This is a genomic window from Clostridium formicaceticum (assembly GCF_001854185.1).
Taxonomy (GTDB): domain Bacteria; phylum Bacillota; class Clostridia; order Peptostreptococcales; family Natronincolaceae; genus Andreesenella; species Andreesenella formicacetica.
In genome coordinates this window covers 1,678,642-1,702,185 of the sequence record NZ_CP017603.1, presented here as the reverse complement: position 1 = coordinate 1,702,185, position 23,544 = coordinate 1,678,642, and the positions used below count along the sequence as shown (strand labels likewise).

21 protein-coding genes are annotated in these 23,544 nt (G+C 37.1%); 3 read left to right on the top strand and 18 right to left on the bottom strand.

Going from position 1 to position 23,544, the window contains the following annotated elements; translation table 11 throughout:
• The first annotated feature begins 16 nt into the window (after positions 1-16).
• On the top strand, positions 17-169 hold the full coding sequence (locus BJL90_RS21855; RefSeq protein ID WP_156778737.1) for a hydroxymyristoyl-ACP dehydratase: 153 nt from the start codon (positions 17-19) through the stop codon (positions 167-169).
• A 118-nt stretch (positions 170-287) separates the two neighbouring features.
• Here the strand turns inward: BJL90_RS21855 and BJL90_RS07880 are convergent, their stop codons facing one another.
• The 4 genes from BJL90_RS07880 to BJL90_RS07865 all read right to left on the bottom strand — a co-directional run bounded on the left by BJL90_RS07880 (position 288) and on the right by BJL90_RS07865 (position 3,990).
• Positions 288-1,268 carry a lysylphosphatidylglycerol synthase transmembrane domain-containing protein gene (locus tag BJL90_RS07880; RefSeq protein ID WP_070966267.1) on the bottom strand — a complete coding sequence of 327 codons (981 nt, stop codon included), beginning with the start codon at positions 1,266-1,268 and terminating at the stop codon, positions 288-290.
• On the bottom strand, positions 1,204-1,839 hold the full coding sequence (locus BJL90_RS07875) for an SAM-dependent methyltransferase (protein WP_070966263.1): 636 nt from the start codon (positions 1,837-1,839) through the stop codon (positions 1,204-1,206). Before BJL90_RS07875 ends, BJL90_RS07880 begins: the two co-directional genes overlap by 65 nt.
• Positions 1,840-2,007: 168 nt before the next feature.
• Entirely contained in the window at positions 2,008-3,774 is a 1,767-nt protein-coding gene (locus tag BJL90_RS07870; RefSeq protein ID WP_070966260.1) for a ferrous iron transporter B, read from the bottom strand.
• On the bottom strand, positions 3,775-3,990 hold the full coding sequence (locus BJL90_RS07865; RefSeq protein WP_070966257.1) for a FeoA family protein: 216 nt from the start codon (positions 3,988-3,990) through the stop codon (positions 3,775-3,777).
• A 331-nt stretch (positions 3,991-4,321) separates the two neighbouring features.
• Here BJL90_RS07865 and BJL90_RS07860 point away from each other — a divergent pair, with 331 nt between their 5' ends.
• A complete protein-coding gene (locus BJL90_RS07860) occupies positions 4,322-4,744 on the top strand; it encodes a rubrerythrin family protein (protein WP_070966251.1) in 423 nt (140 codons plus the stop codon).
• A 72-nt stretch (positions 4,745-4,816) separates the two neighbouring features.
• On the opposite strand, the gene BJL90_RS07855 is transcribed toward BJL90_RS07860, so the two are convergent.
• Complete coding sequence (locus BJL90_RS07855; protein WP_070966248.1) at positions 4,817-5,497, bottom strand: TIGR01906 family membrane protein; 681 nt, start codon at positions 5,495-5,497, stop codon at positions 4,817-4,819.
• Between the two features lie 208 nt (positions 5,498-5,705).
• Between BJL90_RS07855 and BJL90_RS22315 the strand changes: the two genes are divergently transcribed.
• Positions 5,706-5,882: a hypothetical protein gene (locus tag BJL90_RS22315; protein ID WP_169824202.1), complete on the top strand. Its 177-nt coding sequence runs from the start codon at positions 5,706-5,708 to the stop codon at positions 5,880-5,882.
• Between the two features lie 100 nt (positions 5,883-5,982).
• Here BJL90_RS22315 and ligA read toward each other — a convergent pair whose 3' ends face one another.
• The 13 genes from ligA to BJL90_RS07790 form a co-directional block, all read right to left on the bottom strand.
• A complete protein-coding gene (gene ligA, locus BJL90_RS07850) occupies positions 5,983-7,965 on the bottom strand; it encodes an NAD-dependent DNA ligase LigA (protein ID WP_070966246.1) in 1,983 nt (660 codons plus the stop codon).
• A gap of 25 nt (positions 7,966-7,990) precedes the next feature.
• Positions 7,991-10,171, bottom strand: coding sequence for a DNA helicase PcrA (pcrA, locus tag BJL90_RS07845; RefSeq protein WP_070966243.1), 2,181 nt, complete (start codon positions 10,169-10,171; stop codon positions 7,991-7,993).
• Positions 10,172-10,540: 369 nt separating this feature from the next.
• Complete coding sequence (locus tag BJL90_RS07840; protein WP_070966241.1) at positions 10,541-12,295, bottom strand: methyl-accepting chemotaxis protein; 1,755 nt, start codon at positions 12,293-12,295, stop codon at positions 10,541-10,543.
• Positions 12,296-12,378: 83 nt separating this feature from the next.
• Positions 12,379-14,391 carry a sensor histidine kinase gene (locus tag BJL90_RS07835; RefSeq protein ID WP_070966238.1) on the bottom strand — a complete coding sequence of 671 codons (2,013 nt, stop codon included), beginning with the start codon at positions 14,389-14,391 and terminating at the stop codon, positions 12,379-12,381.
• Between the two features lie 191 nt (positions 14,392-14,582).
• On the bottom strand, positions 14,583-15,362 hold the full coding sequence (locus tag BJL90_RS07830) for a chorismate mutase (RefSeq protein WP_081561894.1): 780 nt from the start codon (positions 15,360-15,362) through the stop codon (positions 14,583-14,585).
• A 14-nt stretch (positions 15,363-15,376) separates the two neighbouring features.
• Entirely contained in the window at positions 15,377-16,423 is a 1,047-nt protein-coding gene (gene aroB / locus BJL90_RS07825) for a 3-dehydroquinate synthase (RefSeq protein WP_070966234.1), read from the bottom strand.
• On the bottom strand, positions 16,405-17,541 hold the full coding sequence (aroC, locus tag BJL90_RS07820) for a chorismate synthase (protein WP_070966232.1): 1,137 nt from the start codon (positions 17,539-17,541) through the stop codon (positions 16,405-16,407). Before aroC ends, aroB begins: the two co-directional genes overlap by 19 nt.
• A gap of 12 nt (positions 17,542-17,553) precedes the next feature.
• Positions 17,554-18,375: a prephenate dehydratase gene (gene pheA, locus BJL90_RS07815; protein WP_070966230.1), complete on the bottom strand. Its 822-nt coding sequence runs from the start codon at positions 18,373-18,375 to the stop codon at positions 17,554-17,556.
• Positions 18,376-18,413: 38 nt separating this feature from the next.
• Positions 18,414-19,694 carry a 3-phosphoshikimate 1-carboxyvinyltransferase gene (gene aroA / locus BJL90_RS07810; RefSeq protein ID WP_070966227.1) on the bottom strand — a complete coding sequence of 427 codons (1,281 nt, stop codon included), beginning with the start codon at positions 19,692-19,694 and terminating at the stop codon, positions 18,414-18,416.
• Positions 19,678-20,805, bottom strand: coding sequence for a prephenate dehydrogenase (locus BJL90_RS07805; RefSeq protein ID WP_070966224.1), 1,128 nt, complete (start codon positions 20,803-20,805; stop codon positions 19,678-19,680). The genes aroA and BJL90_RS07805 overlap by 17 nt, the downstream gene beginning before the upstream one ends.
• Before the next feature lie 144 nt (positions 20,806-20,949).
• Positions 20,950-21,750 (bottom strand): tryptophan synthase subunit alpha, encoded by an 801-nt coding sequence (gene trpA / locus BJL90_RS07800; protein WP_070966222.1) that lies wholly within the window; start codon positions 21,748-21,750, stop codon positions 20,950-20,952.
• A complete protein-coding gene (gene trpB, locus BJL90_RS07795; protein ID WP_070966219.1) occupies positions 21,740-22,939 on the bottom strand; it encodes a tryptophan synthase subunit beta in 1,200 nt (399 codons plus the stop codon). The genes trpA and trpB overlap by 11 nt, the downstream gene beginning before the upstream one ends.
• A gap of 1 nt (position 22,940) precedes the next feature.
• On the bottom strand, positions 22,941-23,543 hold the full coding sequence (locus BJL90_RS07790) for a phosphoribosylanthranilate isomerase (RefSeq protein ID WP_070966216.1): 603 nt from the start codon (positions 23,541-23,543) through the stop codon (positions 22,941-22,943).
• Position 23,544 lies beyond the last annotated feature (1 nt).

Here is a 23,544-nt window from a genome sequence, read left to right as displayed (position 1 = left end):
ATAAGGAGGTGGGGTTTTGATAACAATATTTTGTAATCATTCATGTCTTTATGAAAATGAAGGTATATGTACTCTAACCCATGTCACTTCAGTATCAGAATTAAGCGACAAAAGCTGTGCCTATTATAAGGAAAAGGAAAATGAAATTAAAAAATCTAATAAAATGTAGTATGATCTTTTTTGAAGTTATTTATTAAAAACATAGCAAAAATATTTTCATAGCCTTACGAATAGAAAAACAGCAAAAATATATTTTCTGCTGTTTTTTATTATCTCTATTGATTTTTTTAGTGACTATAAAAATTTTGCAACTTCATTAATTGTTGTCCTCCTAAACAAAGAGCACTTAATAGAAAAACCAGCCAAAAAGTAACAAACCTCAGTATTAAAGCAAGGGCTATGCCTTCATGAGATGTTATGCCTAATGGCAAAAGAAAGAAAACCATACTTCCTTCAAAAGTTCCTACGCCTCCCGGTAATAGTGGCAACATCCCTATCATATAGGTCAAGTAGGTAATCACTGCAACCCCGATGAAAGACAACTGTATATTTAGCCCCTTCGCTATCAAATATGCCTTTACAGAAAATAAAAGCCAAATAACAACGGATAAAGTCAACTGCCAAAGAAGTTGTTTTTTTCGTTTCAGCATATCTCTGACCGTCGCTTCTAAGGTTACCAAAATATCATATAGCTTTTCGACCCAGGTTTTTTTTATCGAAAGCCCTCTAATAAAGTTTAGTAATTTAGAAGGATAGAGGATCAACAGAATTAATACCAGCAAAACTACGGTTAAAAACAAGAAGCTTCCAAAAATAATTTGCACTTGTAATCCTTCCATCTTTACCGAAGCCACAAACCATCCCATCGATAAAATATTTAAAAATAAAAAAGCCAGCAAGCTAATGGTTTTTTGTACTGCCACCAGTGCTGCTGCTTTACCAGTAGAAAACCCCATTTTATTTTTTAATAGATATACTTTAGTAGCCTCACCCCCTGCCTTTGCTGAGGGTGTGATGCTTTCCACAAAAGTACCTACTATATTCATATATACGAAGTCTTTGAAAAACACTTTTTCCCCCATATCTAGAGATATCTTATACCATTGAAGATTAAGCAATAATATAGTAAGCAACTGTAGCAAACATACAAACAATAAACTTGCAAAACTGAAGTCCTTAAGGACTTTAAATACTTGTGAAAAGTCAGCCTGCCATAGGATGATGCCCACCAGCAGTATCCCTGCCATAAACAGGACTAGCTTTTTCATTGTTTTTCCCTCCAAGGTTTTTTATGTAAAGCAAAGTTTCCTTCATAATTGTGTACTTCTTTTCCATACAACTATATTTATCACAGTAACGCGCCCGTTGCAGCAGCCTATAAATATCCTTCAAACTATTTGTAGGACTCCTTACCAATATTCTTGTACCTTGTGTTGCCTTTTTTAAAATATTATTTAATATTTCTTCATGAGGACAAGCCTGTCTAGCGATATGGATTACAGTAAAATTAGATGGGTCTACCTCTTGGCCAGCCTCCTGAAATACTTTTATCTTCTTATCTAGATGGTACTTTTTGATAACCCTTCTTGAGTTATCAATAGCTATAGGATCTATATCAACCACCTCAACATCAGCCCCTGTTTTTAAGGCAATTTCTAGGGCAGTACAAGGAAACGAGCCCCCACCAATACACAACACTTTATCTTCTTTGCAAATATTTACAATTTGGATTTCTTTTGCTATCATACCTCTATAATAAGGAAAGAGGATACGCCCTGTAGTAGGGTGCTTTGATAAAATCTTCTCTAACTCCCTCGTAATAAATGGTCTGATCTCCATATATATTCCACCTTTTAAAATAATAAATACGTAACATGCAATCTATAAATTGCATCAAAACTCTTTCGTAGATCAATCTAAAAATTTTGTGAAATTAATTTGTAATTGAGAGTATCTATTCATTAAAAAGGGTATATTTGTTCTTCTAAAAATACACCCTTTTATTTATTAAAATAATACAATCATAAAGTTACCCACCTGATTAATGATTCCTCCAAATAAGAAGGCTATCACTATCGTGGCTACCCCTATGGTCACAGCTATTTTCACACCAAATTCTTTGATCAATACCCCCAATACGGATAAACAAGGGATATAAAAAAGGGCAACTACAGCTCCCACCAATAACTGTAATGTTGTCAAATTCAACTCTAAAAGCGGTAATACCGCCAATTCCCTTCGAATAATTCCTAGCATTAATCCTAAAGTAGCTTCTTGAGGAAGTCCTAGCCATCCACTGGTAAGGGGTGCAACATAACTACTGATGGAATTTAACATACCAGTTTCTGCTACCAAAGCAGCAAAGCCTACCCCTAACATCATAGGTGCTTCAGCTTCTATCATAAACTCTTTCGTTCTAATCGAAATTTTCTTAAATAAACTCTGACCATCCGGCATCAAGAGATTTGGAATCTCTAAAAGCATCGGTTCCGTCTTTCCAGGAACCATTCGATCTAGTATAACACCTGCTATAACAATCGCTATAAAGGATATTAAATATACTGAAACCAATACCACAGCTGAGCGATCTCCTAAAAGTGCAATAAAAGCTCCTGTCTGAGCGGCACATGGCACTGCTAATGATACTAAGGAAGAAACGATAATTCTTTCCTTGAAGGTAGTAGCAGCCCTAGTACCTAAAATAGCAGGAACTGCACACCCGTATCCCATGATGAAGGGCACAATATTCCCTCCATGGATCCCTAAGCGCCGTAGGGTTGCATCTACCAGTACCCCTAATCTTGGAAGGTATCCGCTGTCCTCTAAAAAAGATAACACAATGTAGAACAAAAACACATAGGGTAATATCAATGCAAATGGCCATTCAATACCTTTTACAAAAACTCCATATTCCCCCACCAATACATTATATAAAGTTCCTTCTGCTACAAAACTAGAAACCACCGTTCTGAAAAAAGGTACAATCCAGTTGTTTACTAGAGGCAAAAAAATAGCAGCTCTTAAACCTTTACCACCTCCTACAACAACGCCTAAAGCTGTCACCAATACGATAAAAGCTATAGGTAGTCCAGGAAAAGGCTGCAGCGATAAGTCTCCTAATTTCTCTAAAAACGTAGGATGTCTATGCTCTACTTGCTGCGTACTTTTTATTATCCTACCCACCACCTGCCAACGTTCCTCCTCCGATAACTCCAGCGAAGGTGCCAGCTTGTCTTTGTCCTTTATTACTTGCCAAATTTTATCTAAAAGATCTCTTAAACCAATATTACGAATAGCCACAGTGGGTACCACTGGAGCCTGAAGGGCTTCCTCTAATTTTTTTACGTCAATGCTTACCCCCTGACGTTCTGCCACATCAATTAAATTTAGAGCAAACACAATCGGTAAACCATACTCCTTTACCTGCAATGCAAAGTTTAAATTTCTCTCTAAGTTAGTAGCATCCAAGACACAGATCACCGCATCTACAGAAGCATCTTGTAAAAAATCAACAGCTACCTCTTCTGCAGCAGAAGTAGCTTCTAAAGAATAGGTACCTGGCACGTCTATTAGCACACCTTTTTTATCCCTATGACGAATCTTACCTTGTGTATAGGTTACTGTTGTACCAGTATAGTTGGCTGACATTACCTCCATACCAGTTAACTTAGAGAAAACAACACTTTTACCGACATTAGGATTGCCCATGAGCAAGATCTTTAGTTCATCTTTCCCTATATGTATATCTGCCTGCTCTGTACTATGACAACCCAATTAATTTACCTCCTTCACAAAAATCTGCTCTGCTACATCTCTTGCTATTGCGATACTTCTTTTGCCTATTCCAATAACAATAGGCCCCCCCATAGGCTGCCTTGACATCACAGAAACCGTCATGCCTTCACGGACCCCTAAAGATTTTAACAAATGATTTACAGGTAATTTTTCTATCATACAACGATTATTCTTTTGCAAATGATACAACGGCATAATAATAACCCCCTTCAACTGATAATAAATTTCATTATCTTTCATTAAAATTTTAACACATTTTTTTCCATATATCAATAGATTTTTGTGTTTTCTGTAAATTAAGAAAATTTTCTGTTGAATTTCGAGGCATTGAAAAAATAGAGATTTACATTTTGCTGTATGATTTGAGTTTTTTAACACCTATGAATTATAAAAGGAAGTTTTTTCATTTTAACCCTTTTGCCATTCTTTTTTTCTTTCAATTGTGTTAGAATATATTCATTCTATTACTTGTTTCATACTTCATTTGATTGAAACATACTGATTATTTTTTGGGGGAGGGTTTGTTTTGTTATTGAAGGGAACAAAAACGGAAAAAAATCTTTGGGCTGCTTTTGCTGGGGAAAGCCAAACGAGAAACAAGTATACTTATTTTTCTGAAATAGCTTTGCAAGAGGGTTATAAGGGTATAGCTGATGTTTTCGAGGAAATCGCTCATCAAGAAAAAGATCATGCCAAAACAATCTTTAACTTTTTAAATGGCATAAAAGATACAGCTTCTAACTTAAAGTTATCAGCTGTAAGTGAAAATTATGAGGGAGCTACCATGTACAAAGAGTTTGCACGTGTTGCTCGCCAAGAAGGATTTGAAGAAATTGCTTTGTTTTTTCAGGAAGTGGCGGCTATAGAACTAGAACATGAAAAAAAACTTTCCACCTTACTTACCAAACTTTTACAAGAAAAAAATAATGAAAAAGATAAATCCATTTAAAGATGATCCTTCGTTATATTACTAAGACTCCCGCTTATACAAGCGGGAGCTCCAGCACTACATCCTCGGATTTTATCCTGTAAAATCTGTCTTTTTATTATAAAAAAAACCGCCTACCCCTAGTGCTATAATTGTTGTGATATAAATCATTGCTATTTGTACTGCTGTATTATAAAAAAATTTCTCTGGCAACATTTGAATCAATATTTCTGTCTCAGGGTTTAACATCCATAAATCATTATCAAAAAAGATAAAATGAAAATAATCAAAGTACTTGGTAAAATCAAAATAAACCAATAAAGATAAAGCCGCCATCAAGCCAAGGTTAACGATGGCTGTAAACATCAAAGTTTCTGATAAACTTTTTTTCCATCCTTTGTCTTTTTTTATCCCTATAACCAATAGTATACCTAATAAAAAAACACCGCTATTTCTTACTTTTCTTCCCACAACAAACAATTCCTTTACATCCACCATATGTAACCTTTCTCGTTCTCCAAAGACTTCCCTTTCTTCTCCTGCTACAGTAGCTATGATGTGTAAATCATCCCGCTCATCTCTTAAATACGCCAGCAGCTCCTCTATGACGTACTGTAATTGTTTCATATCCATTCCTGTAATCGTAGAAATATGATGTTTCTCAAATTCTCTTTCATAATGCCTGCTGCTAAAACTTACAATCTCTACTGAGGTTAACAACAACACAATAGATAGAAGTAGTCCAAAGACAAATACATTTACTTTTTTTAGCACCTTCTCCTCTCCTCACCTGTATAGATGGCATCTATTGATTTTGAAGATGTCCTCTATTTTTATTCTTATATTTACTACTTTTTATTATGCAGCAGCTGCACAGCTACCAAACAATATTTTTGAAAGTTTTATCACCCTATTTCCCCTTTTTTCATATTATAAAGCAGAAGATAAAGTATTCTTTATCTCATCAAGGAGGTGAAAGATTATGGCTGACGCTACAAGAGGTTTTTGGGGAGGTACTAGTAGTTTACTGTTCTTCTTCTTACTTCTAGTGATTATCTTCTGCAACTGCGGTATCTTCAGAGCTATAGGTGGAGATAGCTTACTATTCTTCTTCCTATTACTAATCGTTCTATTTGGTGGAAGATACTTCTGGTGCTAGTCCACAGAAGAAAACTTTGAAAGGGTGGTCTTAAAGACCACCCTTAAACCCTGCAACCACATAGATTAGACATCTGACATACAAAGCATCTCCTCAGTTTTTATTCCATCATTTCTTCAAATTCTTCCTCAGTTAAAATTTTTAAGTTTGTTTCCACACCAGCCTTTATAATTTCTTGGGCTTTATCTAGTTTAGAACCCGCTTCTTCTCCCACTAAAACATAGTCGGTATTTTTACTAACACTGCTGGTAATCTTAGCGCCTAGCTTTTCCAAGAGCTCTTTGATTTCTTTTCTACTATAATTTTTTAATGTTCCAGTAACCACCACAGTCTTCTCTGTAAAGCTGCTTTCTTTTTTCTCTTCTCCTTGATAGGTAGGCTGAACCCCTTGATCCAATAACCTCTGAATACTGGCTAGTATTTTTTCATCTTGAAAAAAATCTATAATGCTGGTGGCTACAATCCCTCCCACGTCAGGCAAGGTAATTAATTCTTCGTATTGCGCCTTCATTACTTTTTCTAGTGCCTTAAAATAGTTGGCTAAATCTGTTGCTGTTTTTCGCCCTACATTAGGAATGCCCAGTGCATAAATAAAAGCATCTAACCTACAGATTTTACTCTTCTCAATTGCCTCCAATAAGTTTTTTGCTTTTTTATCTCCAAATCTTTCCAGTCTAATTAGATCTTCATACTTTAATGTATATAAATCTGCAATATCTTTGATTCCCAGTGCCTCGTAAAGTTGCTCCGCTGTCCGTTCACTAAAACCTTCAATATCCATAGCATCTCTACTGCTATAGTGTACAATCGCAGAAACCAATTGAGGCTTACAGGAAAGCGTATTTGGACAGAATATATGAGCTCCTTTTTCCACTACTTCACTGCCACAAGCAGGACAATGCTCTGGTTTCCTTATTACTTCTCCTTTATCTTCTTCAATCGCCCCCATAATTTCTGGGATCACATCATTGGATCGTCTTAACCAAACCCTACCTCCTTTTTTCACTTTTTTTCTTTGTATATCCTCCCAATTGTTTAAGGTGGCTCTACTGACGGTAACCCCGCCTATATCAACCGGCTCTAATACTGCTGAAGGTGTGAGCTTACCCGTTCTTCCTACCTGCCACAAAACATCCTTCAACGCTGTTGTCACCTCTTGGGCTTCAAATTTAAAGGCAATTGCCCATCGGGGAAATTTCTGCGTATAACCCAACTGCTGCCTCAGCTTCAGGTCATTAATTTTAATTACTAAACCATCCATTAAAAAGTCTAGTTCCTTGATGCCATCCTTTAATCGGTGAATTTCCTCAATCACCGCTGTCATACTATCGCATCGCTTTATATATGGATTTACAGGAAATTTATTTTCCCGTAAAAAATCAATCATCTCCATATGGGTTGAAAAACTTACACCTTCTGAATAACCTACATTGTAGCAGAAAGCATCTAGTTTTCTTGTAGCAGTTACCTTTGGATCGAGGTTTCTCAAAGCCCCTGCCGCTGCGTTTCTTGCGTTTTTCAAGGGCTCTATTGCTCTTTCATTATATTTCTCTAATACAGATAATTTCATTAGTCCTTCTCCCTGTACCTCTATCTTTCCTTTAAATGGAATGGATAGCGGTAGAGAACGAATCGTTTTTACCTGCGCTAAAATCGACTCTCCCACCACACCGTTACCTCTAGTGGCAGCCTGTATTAATTCTCCATTTTCGTAGGTCAAGTTAATCGTTAGTCCGTCAAATTTATATTCTACAACGTACTCCAAGGGAACCTGGGATTCCCCCAACAATCTTTGTACACGTGCATCCCAAGATAACAACTCTTCTTCTGTTTTTGCTTTGTCTAGACTCCACAAAGGAGCAATATGATGATGAGAAGTGAAATTTTTCAAAGGCTCTCCGCCTACTCTTAGGGTTGGCGAGTCTGCCAGTAGCATACCCGTCGCCTTTTCCAATGCCACCAATTCATCATAGAGGGCATCGTATTCTTTATCACTAACAGTGGGATTATCTAACACATAATATTGATAATTGTATTGATTTAATTGTTGTACTAATTGTTTTATTCTATCTAACTGATCCATTTCATACCTCCAGAAAAAGCCAATATTATTCTACTACATCCAACTGAACAAATGCTGAAGAAATCTTTTTCACCCCTGCACTTGGAAAAGCAATAGTTAATATATCACCACCGGCAGACACTACAGTCCCTATACCAAAGGTAGGGTGCTTTACCTTATCTCCCGCATTTACTTTCTTCTTTATGACCGTAGTATTTAGCTTGGGCTTATCATGAAAACTGGATAATCCTCCACCAGTAAAGAGGGGAGAAGTCTGCATTTTTTTCACTTCTTCCTTACGCTTATAGGCCTTTTCCTTAGCAATAAGTTCTTGAGGAATTTCCTCTAAAAACCTAGAACAGCTATTATAACTGGTTCTACCATAAAGGGTTCGCATCATGGCATGGCTCATATAGAGCTTTTTCATCGCTCGAGTAATTCCTACATAACAAAGTCTTCGCTCTTCTTCTTCATTTTTTTCTTGCATCGACATATAGGAAGGAAAGATCCCTTCCTCCATTCCCGGCATAAACACTACAGGAAACTCTAAGCCTTTAGCACTGTGTAAAGTCATCAGTACGACTGCATCTTCTTCCTCATTGTCACTATCTAAAGAACTTTCTAGAGAGGTTCTAGCTAAAAATTCCTCTAAGGTTTTCACTTCTGCATTCTCATCGAAATCCACCGTCAGGGATAGAAATTCATAAAGATTTTCTATTCTAGTATCCGCCTCCACACGATCTTCTTCCTTCAAGGCATCAATATATCCTGTTTTCTTGTAAAGTTCTTCAACAATTTCAGTTACCTTCATTTCTTCTTTTCTCTCTCTTAAATCTATGATCATATCCGTAAATTTTTTAATTTGTTTTTGTACCCTTCCGCTGATATCTCCCATTTCTTCTATATCCAATAATGCTTCAAAAAACCTTATCCCCAATTTTTCTCCATAGGCTTCGATCTTTTCTATCGTTTTAAGACCGATTCCTCTCTTAGGTACATTAATGATTCGTTTTACACTGATATCATCTACTGGATTTTCCACTGTCGTCAAATAAGCAAGGATATCTTTGATCTCTTTACGATCATAGAAGCGTGTACCTGAAAAAATCTTATAAGGAACGCCTTGTTTCATCAGTTCTTCCTCTAATACACGGGACTGGGCATTGGTTCTATAAAGAATAGCAAAATTTGAATAGGGATATTTTTCTTTTCTTAAAGTCTCTATACAATTAGCGATGTAGGAGGCTTCATCGTATTCATTATTGGCCTTATAGTACTGAATAATTTCTCCCTCATCATTACCTGTCCAAAGCTTTTTATCCTTTCTTCCTTCGTTGTTTACCACAACCCTATTAGCAGCTTCTAATATGGTTTTAGTGGAGCGGTAATTTTCTTCCAATTTTACCACTGCCGCTCCAGGAAAATCCTTTTCAAAACCTAGTATATTTTGAATATCAGCTCCCCTCCATCCATAGATGGATTGGTCATCATCCCCTACCACACAAAGATTTTTATGCTGTTTTGCCAGCATACTCACTAAAGTATACTGGGCCATATTGGTATCCTGAAACTCGTCTACTAGTATATATTTAAATTTGTTGTGATAATAGTGGAGCACAGCAGGATTTTGATTAAAAAGCTCCACTGTCTTCATAATTAAATCATCAAAATCTAAGGCATTATTATTCTTCAAAGTCTTTTGGTACATTTTATAAAGTTCACCTATTTTAGCATCTCTAAAATCACTGCCATGTATTCTTGTAAACTCTTCTGGCCCTATCAGTTGATCCTTAGCTTTTCCAATGGCTCCCAAAACTGCTCGAGGATTGAAGTATTTTTCATCTAAGCTTAATTTTTTTATACAGTCCTTCATCACCGTTAACTGATCAGCAGTATCATAAATAACAAAGTTTTTTTGATAACCTATTTTTTCAATATCCATTCTAAGCATCCGCATACAAGCAGAATGGAAGGTACTCACCCACAAATCCTTGCAGCCTTCCTCCATTAAACTCTCAAGTCTTTCCTTCATTTCTCTAGCGGCTTTATTGGTAAAGGTAATCGCCAATAGGTTGTAAGGAGATACCCCCTTCTCCTCTACTAGATAGGCAATACGATGGGTCAGTACCCTTGTCTTTCCACTTCCCGCCCCTGCCAATACCAGGAGAGGTCCTTCTGTATGTTCTACAGCCCTACGCTGCATATTATTCAAATGTGATAAATTCATTTTTTTACTCCCTTCAATCTATAGCTATCCACCCATAAACTTGAATAGACTAAAGTCTATATTTTCAATCCTTAGTTATGTTTTTTTAGCTAAAGATGAAACCATAGACTGTAAATGCCAAACTTCAAGGCCAAAGGCGTATAGCTATATTTATATATATTATCTTACATTATTTCCTTGGGTTATTCAATTTTTATCATGATTTTCTGTTTTCAGGTTACCTCTATTTTTCTGTTAATCTTAGACTTTAGTAAATTTTTTTCCTTCGGATTTTTTTCTTTTACATAAGATTTTCTTGAAACCTCTCAGTTTTCACAGTTAGTCTTTAATAAAAAAGGGATTTCTCTCCCACAAGAAATCCCTTTTTTATTAAATTTTAAAATCCTTAATGATTGATTGTAAATTCTCTGCTAACTCAGCTAAATTTTCTGTAGTAGAGGCTACTTCTTCCATGGAAGCTGCTTGTTCCTCTGTAGCTGATGAAATGCCTTGCGTTTCCTCTACCACAGTCTTTGTTGTAGCTTCTATCGCCTCCGTTGCCTTTACCACCACATTTGTACGATCAACAACCTGCTTAAGAAAGCCTGCAACACGATTTATCTGATGACTTGTTTTTTCCACTAGCCCCACAATTTCTTCAAAACTTTTTTCCGTAGCAACGATAATGTTTATGCCTTCCTCCACATTTTTATTGTCCTCCTCCATAATAAAGTTAGCATTTCCTATATTGGATTGACTCGCTTCAATCAATTGACTAATTTCTTCTGTTGCTTTTTGAGATTCTTCTGCTAACTTTCTCACTTCCTCTGCCACCACAGCAAATCCTCTGCCATGTTCTCCAGCCCTTGCTGCTTCGATAGCAGCATTTAGTGCCAATAAGTTTGTCTGTTCTGCTATGTTTCGGATGAGACGGACAATATCATTCATTTTTTGGGAACCCTCAGTGACAACTATCAGTGCCTCCTTCACTTGATTTGTGCTCTCATAAATATACTGCATTTGACTGCTGGCTCTTTTAACGGTCTCTTTACCTGAAGTAGATTTATCCAGCACCTTATAACTTAAGTCATTAATTTCCTCAGTATTTTTTGAAGCATTTTGTATCATAGAGGATATTTCCTCTATGGCATTGGTTGCTTTTACAACCTCCTCAAATTGTTTATTGGCATGTTCTGCTACCTCCTCTGTAGCATGAGCAATATGGTTAGAAGTACTAGCAGTCTGCTGGGAGGTGGCTGTTAACTTCTCAGAAGAAACCATTACCTCTTCTGAAGATACAGTTATTTTCGTCATCACTTCCCTAAGATTGTAAATAATCATTTGTAAAGCATTTGATAAAACACCAATTTCATCTTCCCTCTTGGTGTACTTCTCTGGTATATCCTTCGTTATATCTAGTGCTGCAATATTTTTTGCTATGTCTACCATGATACCAATTGGTTTAAATATTTTTTTAGTAAAAATTGTTGCCAACGATAAAAGAATAGCCCCTAATCCTAAAGAAAAAAGCAGTACAAATACTTTAAACTTCTGCAAAGCCAAATACTCATTTTCCACATCATAATCTACTCCCACAAGGCCTATGACTTCTCCTGTCGTATCCTTAATTGGATAATAGGCATATACTAGCATCCCCCATTCATCTACACTTATTTTCTGCGCTCTGTAGGCCTGTCCCTCATATACCTTGTCAAAGCCAACGTAAGAAAACTCCTCCACTTCTCCTATATGGCTTTCCTCTCCTTCCCCATAGGCGCTATCCACTATATATACATATTCTCCAGCTTGATTTTTTTTCATCGTATAAAGATATTTAGCACCACTAATTTCTCTTATATAGCGAAGTTCCTCAACCATTTGCTGAAAATCCTGACCTTTTTCATCTTCTATTGTGTTGAACTGCTGAAAATGATCTATATCAATCGTCTGACTAACAAATTCAGCAATCTCTACTGCCCGAAAACTTAGATTATCCACTAGCATCTTTGCAGTTTGATTATAAATAATAGCGGCTATTAAAAAGATACTACCTAAAGTGGTTATTAAAAATAGCAGAATAATTTTTCTAGTAATTTTTTTCGTGTAATTTCTTCCCTTATCTTCATTGGTTTGTTCCATATCCATTGTCACTCCTTTTAAAGTTTTTTACTGAATGCTGTATAGATTTAACCGTTGTTTAAAACAACAGAAAAATCCCAACAAAGTTTTTATCCAATATGGTAGATGTCCGAAAATTCAACATTTATTTTTTCTACATATTTGCTTTTTAAGTCTACTTCTTCAATATTGACTTCTTTTCTACTTTCCTCTTGCAGTTTTACCGGTAGGCTTATCATAAACTCCGTTCCCTCTCCAATCTTGCTATGTACCTTGATGCTTCCACCATGCATTTTTACCAGTGATTCTACTAGAGATAAACCTATGCCACTACCCTGCTGATTTTTTTCAAAAGATTTATTTACCTGTCTAAAGCGATCAAATATAAAAGGTAGTTTCTCCTCGGGGATGCCAATTCCAGTATCTTTTACAGCGATTATGACATTTTTATTTCTGTCCCAGAAGTTTACTGAAATTTCTCCTCCTCTTTCTGTAAACTTAATGGCATTTGATAATAAATTTAACATAATGCGTTCAATCCCATTCAAATCTATCGCCATATACTTTTCTTCTACATTGGTATCAAATAAAACAGTAATATTATTATTTTCTGCATAAGGAGCAATAGACATGGCTATATCCTCTATGATTTCAACAATGTTATAATTTTGTAAATGAACCTGAAAGTATCCAGCATCCATCTTGGTAATATCTAATAGGTTGTTGATCAGCTTTAGCATACGATAACAGTTTTGCTTTAAGGATTTTATATGCTTTTCTATAGCATTATCTGCAATTTTTTCAACCTTCAACTCTAACAGTTGTACAATGCCAAAAATAACATTTAAAGGTGTTCTCATCTCATGGGATAAATTGCTGAAAAACTCGGTTTTAAGCTCTTGATATTTTTTTGATTGCTGTAGTTCTTTTTGCTTATAGGCAATATGTTTTTCTAAAGCTATAGCATGTTTATCTACAGAAAGATCCCTCACAATAGCTACAATACCTTGCTTATCTCCAAAGGGCAGTAGTCTTGATGTTACCTCTGCATGAACAGTTTCTCCCTTTAGGTTGACAAGCCTTTCTTCAATACTTGCAGCAACCTTTCCTTCCTTTACCTCCTCCATTCTATCCTTTATCAGAGGATGATCCGCTGGATGAACAATGTCCAGTATGTTTTTTCCAATAAGCGCCTCTCCAGTAGTTGCATCCAACATTTTGCATAGGGCAGGATTGACAAAAGTGATTTTTTCTTCAATATGAACACAAATTCCTATCGGCATCAATTCTACAACACCACGGTAGCGTTCTTCACTGTAGGACAACTTCCTATAAGGGCTTTTCAATTCAATTTCTACAATGGCCCTGTAGATCAAATAAAAGGATATAATTTTTAAAATATGCCCTATCGTCATATAGGCATCCTGCACAGACTCGTAGTAACATAAGGTTATTTCAGAAGCAATGGTAAACATGAAGGAAAAGATTAATAGCCAAAAACTTTTTTTATCCAAATACCTTCTATTATAAATCATGAAGATGATAGCTATCACCAGCATTCCTGTAATTATATACTCACTGATAACCTTAAAGATGGTAAGACCTGAGCCCTCTATAAAGCATTCAGGAAATACCTTCCACTTAAATATACTTAGCAAAGCTACAACACTAATGAATCCATATGAAACAATAAGTCTGCTCATCTTTATTTTTTTATTGAATCGTAGAGAAAACGTTGCTACCAAAATCGATATACCTTCTATGTATCGTGCCATAATCCACAATTGTGTTGCAAAGTTTGTAGTATTCATTGGAAAAATCCCTAATCCATCATAGGCAAGGGTATGCAATAAGTCCCACATTGCCACAAACCCATAGGTGGTACCTAACAGTATCAAATAATGATCATTATTAAATTTGTAAGTATTAACAACAATCATAGTCATCATCAGCATGATGATGACACCTAGTAATTCTATTGTGGTATGAAATAATACATAATTATAAAAACTTAAATACATGCTCCCTATAATTAGAAAAAAAAACACCACGAATTCAGCGTATAACTTTTTTCCTACAGTATTTAATTGTTTATCTGATATTGCCGTTTCCTCATAATGCATACATGCTAACCCTCCTATATTGTTTTAGCATAATTCTCCATTACCTTTAAGACTTTTTTACTATTTATTTCTACATTTTTCTTGTAATTCCTTTATCTTGAATCGACAATCCTAGATAATTTTTTTCTATAATGAGGTTTTTGATAAAAAGAAACATAACTAAAAGTGGCTATATGTTAACATATAGCCACTTAGTTCCCTTGCAATAACTTTTTTATAATTTCTTTGCTAATTTCATCGATTGTTTTGCCATCAGTATCTACAATAAAATCTGCTGCTTCATTGTACAAAGGCTTTCTTTTTTCTAGAAGATCTTCTATGTGTTCTAAGTGCATTTTTCCCTTAAGTAAAGGTCTTGAGCTATCCCCTTGCAGCCGTTTATGGATGGTTTCTGGCAATGCTCTTAAAAGAACCGTCTTACTATTTTTTTTGAGATTCATCACATTGTAGGGACTTAATACTACCCCCCCACCACAGGAAAGAATCATATTTCTTTCAACACTTAATTCTTCTACAGTGTCTGATTCCATTTTTCTAAAATGGGCTTCTCCATAATTTTCAAAGATTTCTCCTATGGTCATTCCCATTTTTTCTTGAATCAAAGTATCTATATCTACGGACCTCATTTCCAGCTTTTCTGCTAAATCCTCTGCTATTGTTGTTTTTCCGGTACCCATAAAACCTATTAAAGCAATACTATAGGGGAAGAGCCTTTTAGACTGCAATTTTCTACTAATTTTCATGATTTCTTTATAAAGCTGCTGAATCTCCTCCGGTAAATTGGTATGGGAAAAACTCGTCAGTACCTTTTCCATTACCTGCTGCTCCCTTTCTGGATGAAATACAGGAAGACCTTTTTCTCTTTTATAAGCCAGTACCTCCATCACCAGTTCCATTCTTCTTTCAAAATTTTTTACGATCATTTCATCACATGCATCAATTTCTTGACGTAACTCTTCTAAATCCTTCACTTGTTCTCACCTCTTCACCATACTACCTCTTCCTTAGACAGCAGCACTTCTTTTACTTCTCCTTTACTACTGGGAAGGATAAAGGAGATTTTATCACCCTGATTTTTTTTATCCTTTGTCATGCTCTTTACTAAATCTTGCAAAGAAAATTCTCCTATATCTAGAGAAATCTCTGTTTTCTTTATGATATTTTCTATTTCCTTATAATATTCTTCTTTGATGAGTCCCATGACCTTTGCCATCTTGGCCTCATAATACATACCTATTAAAACCGCCTCACCATGGGTATATTTTTTGTACTGGGTAATTGCCTCTAAACCATGACCAATAGTATGACCATAATTTAAAATTTTCCTTAACCCCTTCTCTTTTTCGTCTTTTGAAACAATTTCTGCTTTAATCTCACAACATTTCTTAATAACCTTTTTCAAAGATTCTTCTTTCAGGTTCATTATCTGAGCAAATTCATCGCTTATATAACATAAAAAATCATAATCATAAATGATTCCATACTTGATCACTTCTCCGATACCACTCAGCAACTCCCGTTTAGGCAGGGTTCTTAACACCTCAATATCAATCATCACCGACTTTGGTTGATAAAAACTCCCAACAATATTTTTGGCTTGAGGCATATTTACCCCAGTCTTTCCCCCTACACTGCTATCTACCTGTGACAACAGTGTGGTAGGCACCTGTATAAAAGGAATTCCCCTCATGTAAATAGACGCACAAAACCCGGCAATATCTCCTACTACGCCACCTCCTAGTGCAATAATTTGAGATTTTCTGGTGAAGCCGCCTTCTATCATCTTATGCAAAATCCCTTCTACTGTAGCGAGGTTTTTGCTTGCCTCTCCTGGAGACAGTACAATTTTTTCTATTGTTCGCTCCTTTAGAAACTGCTGCAGATCTTTGCCGTATAAACCATCAACATTTTCATCAGTAATCAACAGACACTTATCCGCTTCTCCTAAATAATTATCAATGTCGTATCTTAGTCCGCCGTTAATAGCTATAGGATAGCTATTTTCTCCTAAATCTATATACAATTTTTCCATCGCTTTGTAATCTCCTCTAATGAATCTGAACCAAATTTTCTTAAAAATTCCTGTGCAATTACAGTAATTGCTACCATTTCTCCTACAATAGAAGCCGCCGGCACAGCACAGGTATCACTTCTCTCCACCGTAGCTAAAACCACTTCCTTTGTGGCAATGTCTACAGTTTTCAACGGTGTATACAAGGTAGGTATTGGTTTCATGGCACATCGGATGATGATATCCTCACCGTTAGACATACCTCCCTCGATTCCCCCAGCATGATTGGTTTTTCTATAGTAACCCTGATCTTCTCCATAGAAGATTTCATCATGAACCAATGAACCCTCCTGCTGAGCATTTTGGAAACCATAACCAATCTCTACTCCTTTAATCGCTTGAATCCCCATTAAAGCATAGGATAATTTTGCATCTAGTTTTCTGTCCCATTGCACATAACTTCCCAGTCCCATCGGTACCCCAGTGATATGTATCTCAAAAATTCCTCCTAAGGAATCTCCCTTTTCTTTAGCACTTTTTATCTCCTCAATCATCGCCTTTTCTATCTCAGCATCACAACACCTTACTTCTGAAGTTTCTGCTATCTTGATCTTCTCTATATCCCTAATCTTCTCAGGAAGAAATGCACCGCCGATTGCAGTAACGTGGCTATGTACTTCTATATTAAAGACCTCCATCAATTGTTGTGCTAAACTTCCTACCGCCACCCTTACTGCTGTTTCCCTGGCACTACTACGCTCTAAAACATTTCGAATATCTGAAAAACCATATTTTATGACTCCTGTTAAATCCGCATGACCAGGTCTTGGTTGCGTAACTTTTCTTGTCTCTTCATCCACATCTATGGGATTCATATAAGGTTCCCAATTCTCATAATCCTTATTTTTAATGAGAAAAGAAATGGGGCTTCCCAGTGTTTTTCCCCCTCTTATGCCAGATAAAATCTCCACTTGGTCCTTTTCAATCTGCATCCTACCACCACGACCATAGCCTCCCTGTCGTCGTGCTAGGTTTTTATTGATCTGAGCTACATCTATCGCTACATTAGAAGGGAATCCCTCTATCATTCCTACTAAACTTTTACCATGGGATTCTCCTGCTGTTAATAATCGAAACATCCTTCTTCCTCCTTACCATACTTTCCCAATAGGATAAGACCCAAAAATCTTTAATTTATTAATTTTCTTCATAATACGCTGTAATACCTTCTTAGATTTTAAATCTTCTTGGTGTCCATGAAAATCAATATAAAAAATATACTTCCCCAACTCTATTTTAGCAGGACGAGATTCAATTCTTGATAGATTAATGTTTTCCTCAGCAAATTCCTTCAGTACGCTATACAGACTACCAGGAGCATCATTATGAAAGGAAAAAACAATAGAGGTTTTGTCGTTACCAGTGGGCGCAGTCATGCCTTCTCCAATAATAACAAAACGGGTTTGATTATGGACATTATCCTGTATGTCTTTGTAAAGAACTTTTAATCCGTTATTTTTTCCAGCCCAGCTGTTTCCAATAGCCCCATAGCTCTTCCCCTTTTCTTTCGCGATCCTACAGGCACTGGAGGAACTTTCACAGGGAATAAGGGTAATTTGAGGAAAATGCTTTGCAAAAAACTCTCTGCATTGCTCCAAGGGTTGTGGATGGGATAAAACATAAGAAACTTCCTCTATATTTTCCTCCACACTCAAAAGATTATGCCGTATTTGCAAAATCATCTCTGCCTGAATCTTCGAAACCTTTGTATCCATTAAAGCATCCATTACTTGCGTAACAGCACCCTCTGTGGAGTTTTCTATTGGCAAAATCCCTTGGTCTATTTTCCTTTCCTCCACTGCTGCAATAATCTCTTTAAAGGTCTTCATCCCTACTAAAGTTGCATCAGGAGCATACTGTACTGCCGCTGTGTAACTAAAGGAACCCTCTGGCCCTAAATACCCTAATTTCATCTTATCCCCCTCTTTTCTGTCGCAGTAGCCATGTTTAGTTATTTAGCAACTTGTTTTAGTGTCTCTTCGAACTCTGGAAAAGATACAGCAATACACGCACTATCATTTATTTCCACAGAATCATTGGCAAATAATCCAGCAATCGCCATAGCCATAGCAATCCGATGATCTCCATAACTTTCTACCACACCACCGCTTATTTGATTGTTTCCTTCTATTTCCATGCCATCCGGTAACTCTGTTACTCGGATACCTAATTTTTTCATCTCCGTTACCATAGAGGTAATACGATTGGATTCCTTCACTTTTAATTCTTCTGCCCCAGTAATCATGGTTTTCCCCTCTGCTACTGCGGCAATTACTGCTATGACAGGGATCTCATCGATTAATCTAGGCATAATTTCTTTTCCTATGCTAGTACCCTGTAGTTTTTTTCCTTTTATGATAATATCACCAATTTCTTCGCCACCGCTGGTAAAAACATTATCTATTTCAATTTCTGCTCCCATTTCCTTTAAAACATCAATAATTCCTGTTCTTGTAGGATTCAACCCCACTTTTTCAATAATCAGGTGAGACCCTGGTATAGCTGCTGCCGCCGCCATAAAAAAGGCAGCAGATGAAATATCCCCTGGCACCTCTATCTCACCTTGGCTATAAAGTTCTGACCTTTCTACCGTCACCTTACCTGCTTCTGTTGTAATCTTTGCTCCTAGAGATTTCAACATTTTTTCCGTATGATCTCTTGAAGTAATCTCTTCCCTTACAATGGTCTTTCCTCCACTGTATAATCCCGCCAATAATATCGCTGACTTCACTTGCGCACTCGAAACAGGAGAAGTATAATCTATTGCCTTTAAATTTCCTCCTCTTATCACTAAAGGTGCTAGATTGCCATTGTCTCTCCCTTCAATGGTGGCCCCCATTTTTCTTAAAGGTACAGCCACTCTTGCCATAGGTCGTTTTCTTAAAGAACCATCTCCCGTAACAATCGTCAAAAACTCCTGTCCCGCCAATATACCTGAAAGAAGTCGCATTGTAGTACCGGAATTTCCTGCATCTAACACATCTGCCGGCTCCTTTAAGCCATGAAGACCCTTTCCTTGAAGGATGATTTCCTTCCCTTTATCTTCAATTTCAATGCCTAGGCCTCGAAAACAAGCTATGGTACTAAGACAATCCTCACCCCTTAAAAAACCTTGAATTCTACTAACCCCTTTACTAATACTGGATAACATGACAGCCCTATGGGAAATGGATTTATCTCCCGGCACCGTTATTTTTCCTTGAATTTTATTGATTTTACTGGTTGCCAACATCTTCACTCTCTCCTTTACGATAAGTTAAGGGAAATCCTCCGTTTTTCAAAAGATCAAAGGCTTTTTCCTGTCCTTCTTTAGAAGACAGAGCAATTCTTACTGCTCCCCTCTCTCCTTCTCTAGCATGAAGTATTTCAATTTCTTTTATGTTAATATAATTATCTCCAATAAGTTGCGTTAATTCCCCTAACACCCCAGGGCGATCCTCTACGTCAACAATCAGTTCGTACAGAGGAGGTATATAATCCCTAGCCCCTAAAGGAATAGCATCACGGATGGTCTTAGCCTTTTTTAAGGTATCCAGCACTTCTTCCGTTCTCTCTTGCCTCAATATTTCCTTAAACTCCTTCAACATTACCTCCAAAACCTCTATTCCCTCTAATATTTCTCTTTGATTGTAGAAGAAAATATCCCGCCACATGTGAGGGTTTCCTGCAGCAATCCTTGTAGTATCTCGAAAACCTCCTCCTACAAAGGGTGTATAGCAGATGCTGTTGCGTCGTTCCAAAGTGTTTGCCAGAAGCACCGCTACTAAATGTGGCATATGACTGATTTGTGCCACAATTTTATCATGCTCATCAGCAGCCACAACCACCGGGAATGCCCCCATATTTCTAATCAAAGCTTCTAAGGCTGCAATCGTATCTTCAGTAGTATTTTTATTCGGCGTTAAAAAGTAGTAGGCATTTTCATAAAGGGAAGGACTAGAGGCTCCAAGCCCTCCCTTTTCTGAACCCGCCATAGGATGTCCCCCTAAAAATTGAATATCCCTTGGCAAATAAGCATCCACTACATCTTCCACATAACCCTTCACACTGCCTACATCGGTAACAACAACATTCTCAGGTAAAAAAGGAGCAATTTCTTTAAAAATTTCAGCATAATATCCTACCGGCACAGCCATCACGACTAAATTCGCGTCCTTCACTGCTTCTTTAGGGTCTGCACAGGAAGTATCTATGGCTCTAAGGATCTTTGCTTCTTCTAAAGTGTCCTTTGACACATCATAACCGATAATTTCACCTTCAAATCCTGACTTTTTTAAAGCCAGTGCCATAGATCCTCCTATCAATCCCATGCCTATGATGACAATCCTTTGAAACTTCTGCATCTTCCTTCTCCCCTTTTATCTGATGATCTGCTTATCCTGTAAAAACTGCTAAAACCTTATCATTTTATCATTAGCGTTAACTTAAGCCATAATTACAGTCACACTTATTTTAATTAAATACTTTACTGAATATTATAGCAGTTGTCAAGCAATGTTTTTTGCCTCATCTAATTTTTTCGTAAAAGCATACACTTTTTCCTTTATATTGCCCTTTTGAATTCCTTCTTCTATTTTTTCTATAATAGCACTCCCTACAATGAGTCCATCGCAGAGGTGTTTTAGACTTTCTATCATTTCAGGGGTAGATATACCAAAACCCAGAGCTAAAGGTACATCAGTATATTTTCTTACCTTTTGTAGGAAATTATCCAAATTTATCTCAAAACCCTGCCTTGTTCCTGTCACCCCCGTAGAAGAAATGCAGTAAATAAATCCTTCTGTATCCTTAACAATTTCTTCTATACGACCTTCTGAGGTGGGTGCTACTAAGGGAATCAAATCAATGGGATAATCCTTCATCATCTCCTGTAGCTCTTTTCTTTCCTCTAAAGGCAAATCTGGTATGACTAACCCATCTATACCGCTTTGGCGGCAATTGTCCAAAAATCTTTCCATGCCATATTTAAACACACAGTTATAATACACTAAAAATACGAGGGGAATCTGGGTTTTTTCCCTAAGTTTTGCTACCAACTGAAAAATAGAGGTGATGTTTGCTCCTGCCTTTAAGGCTCTCTCAGCCGCCCTCTGAATCACCGGTCCATCTGCCAAAGGATCAGAGTAGGGGATTCCTAGTTCAATGATATCCGCCCCTGCTCTTTCCATCTCCAATACAAGATGATAGGTGGTATCTAAATCAGGATCTCCTGCAGTAACATAGGTGATCAATGCTTTTTTATTTTCTTCCTTTAACCCTTGAAATTTTTTCGTTATTCTACTCTTCATCTTCTTTTCCTCCTAATACTTTTCGTATGGTATGCATATCCTTATCCCCTCTGCCGGACAAGTTGACTACAAGAATTTCTTCTTTTTTTGTGTTAGCCGCCAGTTTCATCAGATAAGCAATGGCATGGGCGCTTTCCAAGGCTGGAATAATCCCTTCTATCTTGGTTAAATATTGAAAAGCCTCTACAGCTTCATCATCGGTGATGGCTTCATATTGTACCCTTCCAGTTTGATGAAAATAAGCGTGTTCCGGTCCAATGCCAGGATAGTCTAGTCCCGCTGATATAGAGTATGCTGGTGTAATCTGACCATGATCATCTTGTAGTAGATAGGTCATCATCCCATGAATGACCCCTATAGAACCCTTTGTTATGGTGGCAGCGTGATGTTCGGTGTTCACACCCAAGCCGGCTGCCTCCACCCCATACATTTTTACTTCCTTATCTTCAATAAAAGGATAAAACAATCCCATAGCATTACTTCCACCACCAACGCAGGCCACTAAATAATCCGGTAGTCTTCCTTCTTTTTGAAGGATTTGCTGCTTTACTTCATCGCCAACAATTCTTTGGAAATCCCTCACCATGGTGGGATAAGGATGAGGACCCATCACAGACCCTATCACATAAAAAGTATTCTCCACATTGGCTACCCAATCCCTTATTGCTTCATTGGTAGCATCCTTTAAAGTGGCAGTTCCAGAAGTCACAGACCTCACCTTTGCTCCCAGCATTTCCATCTTAAATACATTGAGGGCTTGCCGCTCTACATCCTCCTGTCCCATATAAACCTCACATTGCAAATCAAACATAGCACATATGGTGGCGGTAGCCACACCATGCTGTCCTGCCCCCGTTTCGGCAATAATTCTCTTTTTACCCATCCTTCGTGCTAATAACACCTGACCTATAACATTGTTAATTTTATGGGCTCCGGTATGATTTAAATCCTCCCGCTTAAGATAAATTTTTCCCCCACCTAATTTTCTTGTAAGATTTTCTGCATAGTATAAAGGTGTCGGTCTTCCGGAATATTCCTGTACATAATATTGATATGCTTCTTCAAATGCTTTATCTTCCTTTGCTTTGATAAAGGCCTCCTCTAGTTCAATCAATGCATTCATTAAAGTTTCAGGAACAAACTGCCCTCCAAAGGCACCAAACTTTTTAGGTAGTGTTTTTGTCACCATACTATCGCCTCACCTTTCTTATAAATTTTTCTATTTTCTCATAGTCTTTGTAACCACTGCTCTCTACCCCGCTGCTTACATCCACAGCATAGGGCCTAAGAATTTTTACTGCTCCTTCTACGTTTTCTGGGGTAAGTCCTCCTGCCAAGATAATGGGCTTGTTTTGGGGCAGTGGTGCAATAGCAGTCCAGTCTAAAGTCTTACCTGTACCCCCATATGCTCCCTCCACATAGGTGTCCAGAAGATAGCCTTCCGTAGTATACTTTTCTAATTGTTTTAAGCCATCTACATTTTTAATCCTAAAAGATTTCCATACCTTCTGAGAAAAAGCATTTATATAGCTTGGGTTTTCCTCCCCATGAAGCTGTAATATATCTAAATCACAATATGCGGCAATTTCTTTGACTTCCTCTATAGAGGTATTTACAAAAACTCCTACGGTCTTAATCTGCTTCTCCAAACCCTGTATCAAATTTTTTGCCTTCTCCTTTGTGACTTTTCTTTTACTCTCTGCAAAGACAAAACCCACATAATCCGGCTTTAACTGATTGACATAGCCTATATCTTCCTCCCTTGTCAACCCACATATCTTAATTGCCGTCATT

What these genes read in the sequence shown, in the direction of transcription:
- BJL90_RS22315 (WP_169824202.1), top strand. Translation starts at nt 5,706, where the DNA reads ATGGCTGACGCTACAAGAGGTTTTTGGGGAGGTACTAGTAGTTTACTG.
- pheA (WP_070966230.1), bottom strand. Translation starts at nt 18,375, where the DNA reads ATGAAATTAGGGTATTTAGGGCCAGAGGGTTCCTTTAGTTACACAGCG.
- BJL90_RS07790 (WP_070966216.1), bottom strand. Translation starts at nt 23,543, where the DNA reads ATGACGGCAATTAAGATATGTGGGTTGACAAGGGAGGAAGATATAGGC.
- BJL90_RS07840 (WP_070966241.1), bottom strand. Translation starts at nt 12,295, where the DNA reads ATGGATATGGAACAAACCAATGAAGATAAGGGAAGAAATTACACGAAA.
- aroA (WP_070966227.1), bottom strand. Translation starts at nt 19,694, where the DNA reads ATGTTGGCAACCAGTAAAATCAATAAAATTCAAGGAAAAATAACGGTG.
- aroB (WP_070966234.1), bottom strand. Translation starts at nt 16,423, where the DNA reads ATGGAAAAATTGTATATAGATTTAGGAGAAAATAGCTATCCTATAGCT.
- BJL90_RS07865 (WP_070966257.1), bottom strand. Translation starts at nt 3,990, where the DNA reads ATGCCGTTGTATCATTTGCAAAAGAATAATCGTTGTATGATAGAAAAA.
- BJL90_RS07875 (WP_070966263.1), bottom strand. Translation starts at nt 1,839, where the DNA reads ATGGAGATCAGACCATTTATTACGAGGGAGTTAGAGAAGATTTTATCA.
- trpA (WP_070966222.1), bottom strand. Translation starts at nt 21,750, where the DNA reads ATGAAGAGTAGAATAACGAAAAAATTTCAAGGGTTAAAGGAAGAAAAT.
- trpB (WP_070966219.1), bottom strand. Translation starts at nt 22,939, where the DNA reads ATGGTGACAAAAACACTACCTAAAAAGTTTGGTGCCTTTGGAGGGCAG.
- BJL90_RS07805 (WP_070966224.1), bottom strand. Translation starts at nt 20,805, where the DNA reads ATGCAGAAGTTTCAAAGGATTGTCATCATAGGCATGGGATTGATAGGA.
- ligA (WP_070966246.1), bottom strand. Translation starts at nt 7,965, where the DNA reads ATGGATCAGTTAGATAGAATAAAACAATTAGTACAACAATTAAATCAA.
- BJL90_RS07880 (WP_070966267.1), bottom strand. Translation starts at nt 1,268, where the DNA reads ATGAAAAAGCTAGTCCTGTTTATGGCAGGGATACTGCTGGTGGGCATC.
- aroC (WP_070966232.1), bottom strand. Translation starts at nt 17,541, where the DNA reads ATGTTTCGATTATTAACAGCAGGAGAATCCCATGGTAAAAGTTTAGTA.
- pcrA (WP_070966243.1), bottom strand. Translation starts at nt 10,171, where the DNA reads ATGAATTTATCACATTTGAATAATATGCAGCGTAGGGCTGTAGAACAT.
- BJL90_RS07835 (WP_070966238.1), bottom strand. Translation starts at nt 14,391, where the DNA reads ATGCATTATGAGGAAACGGCAATATCAGATAAACAATTAAATACTGTA.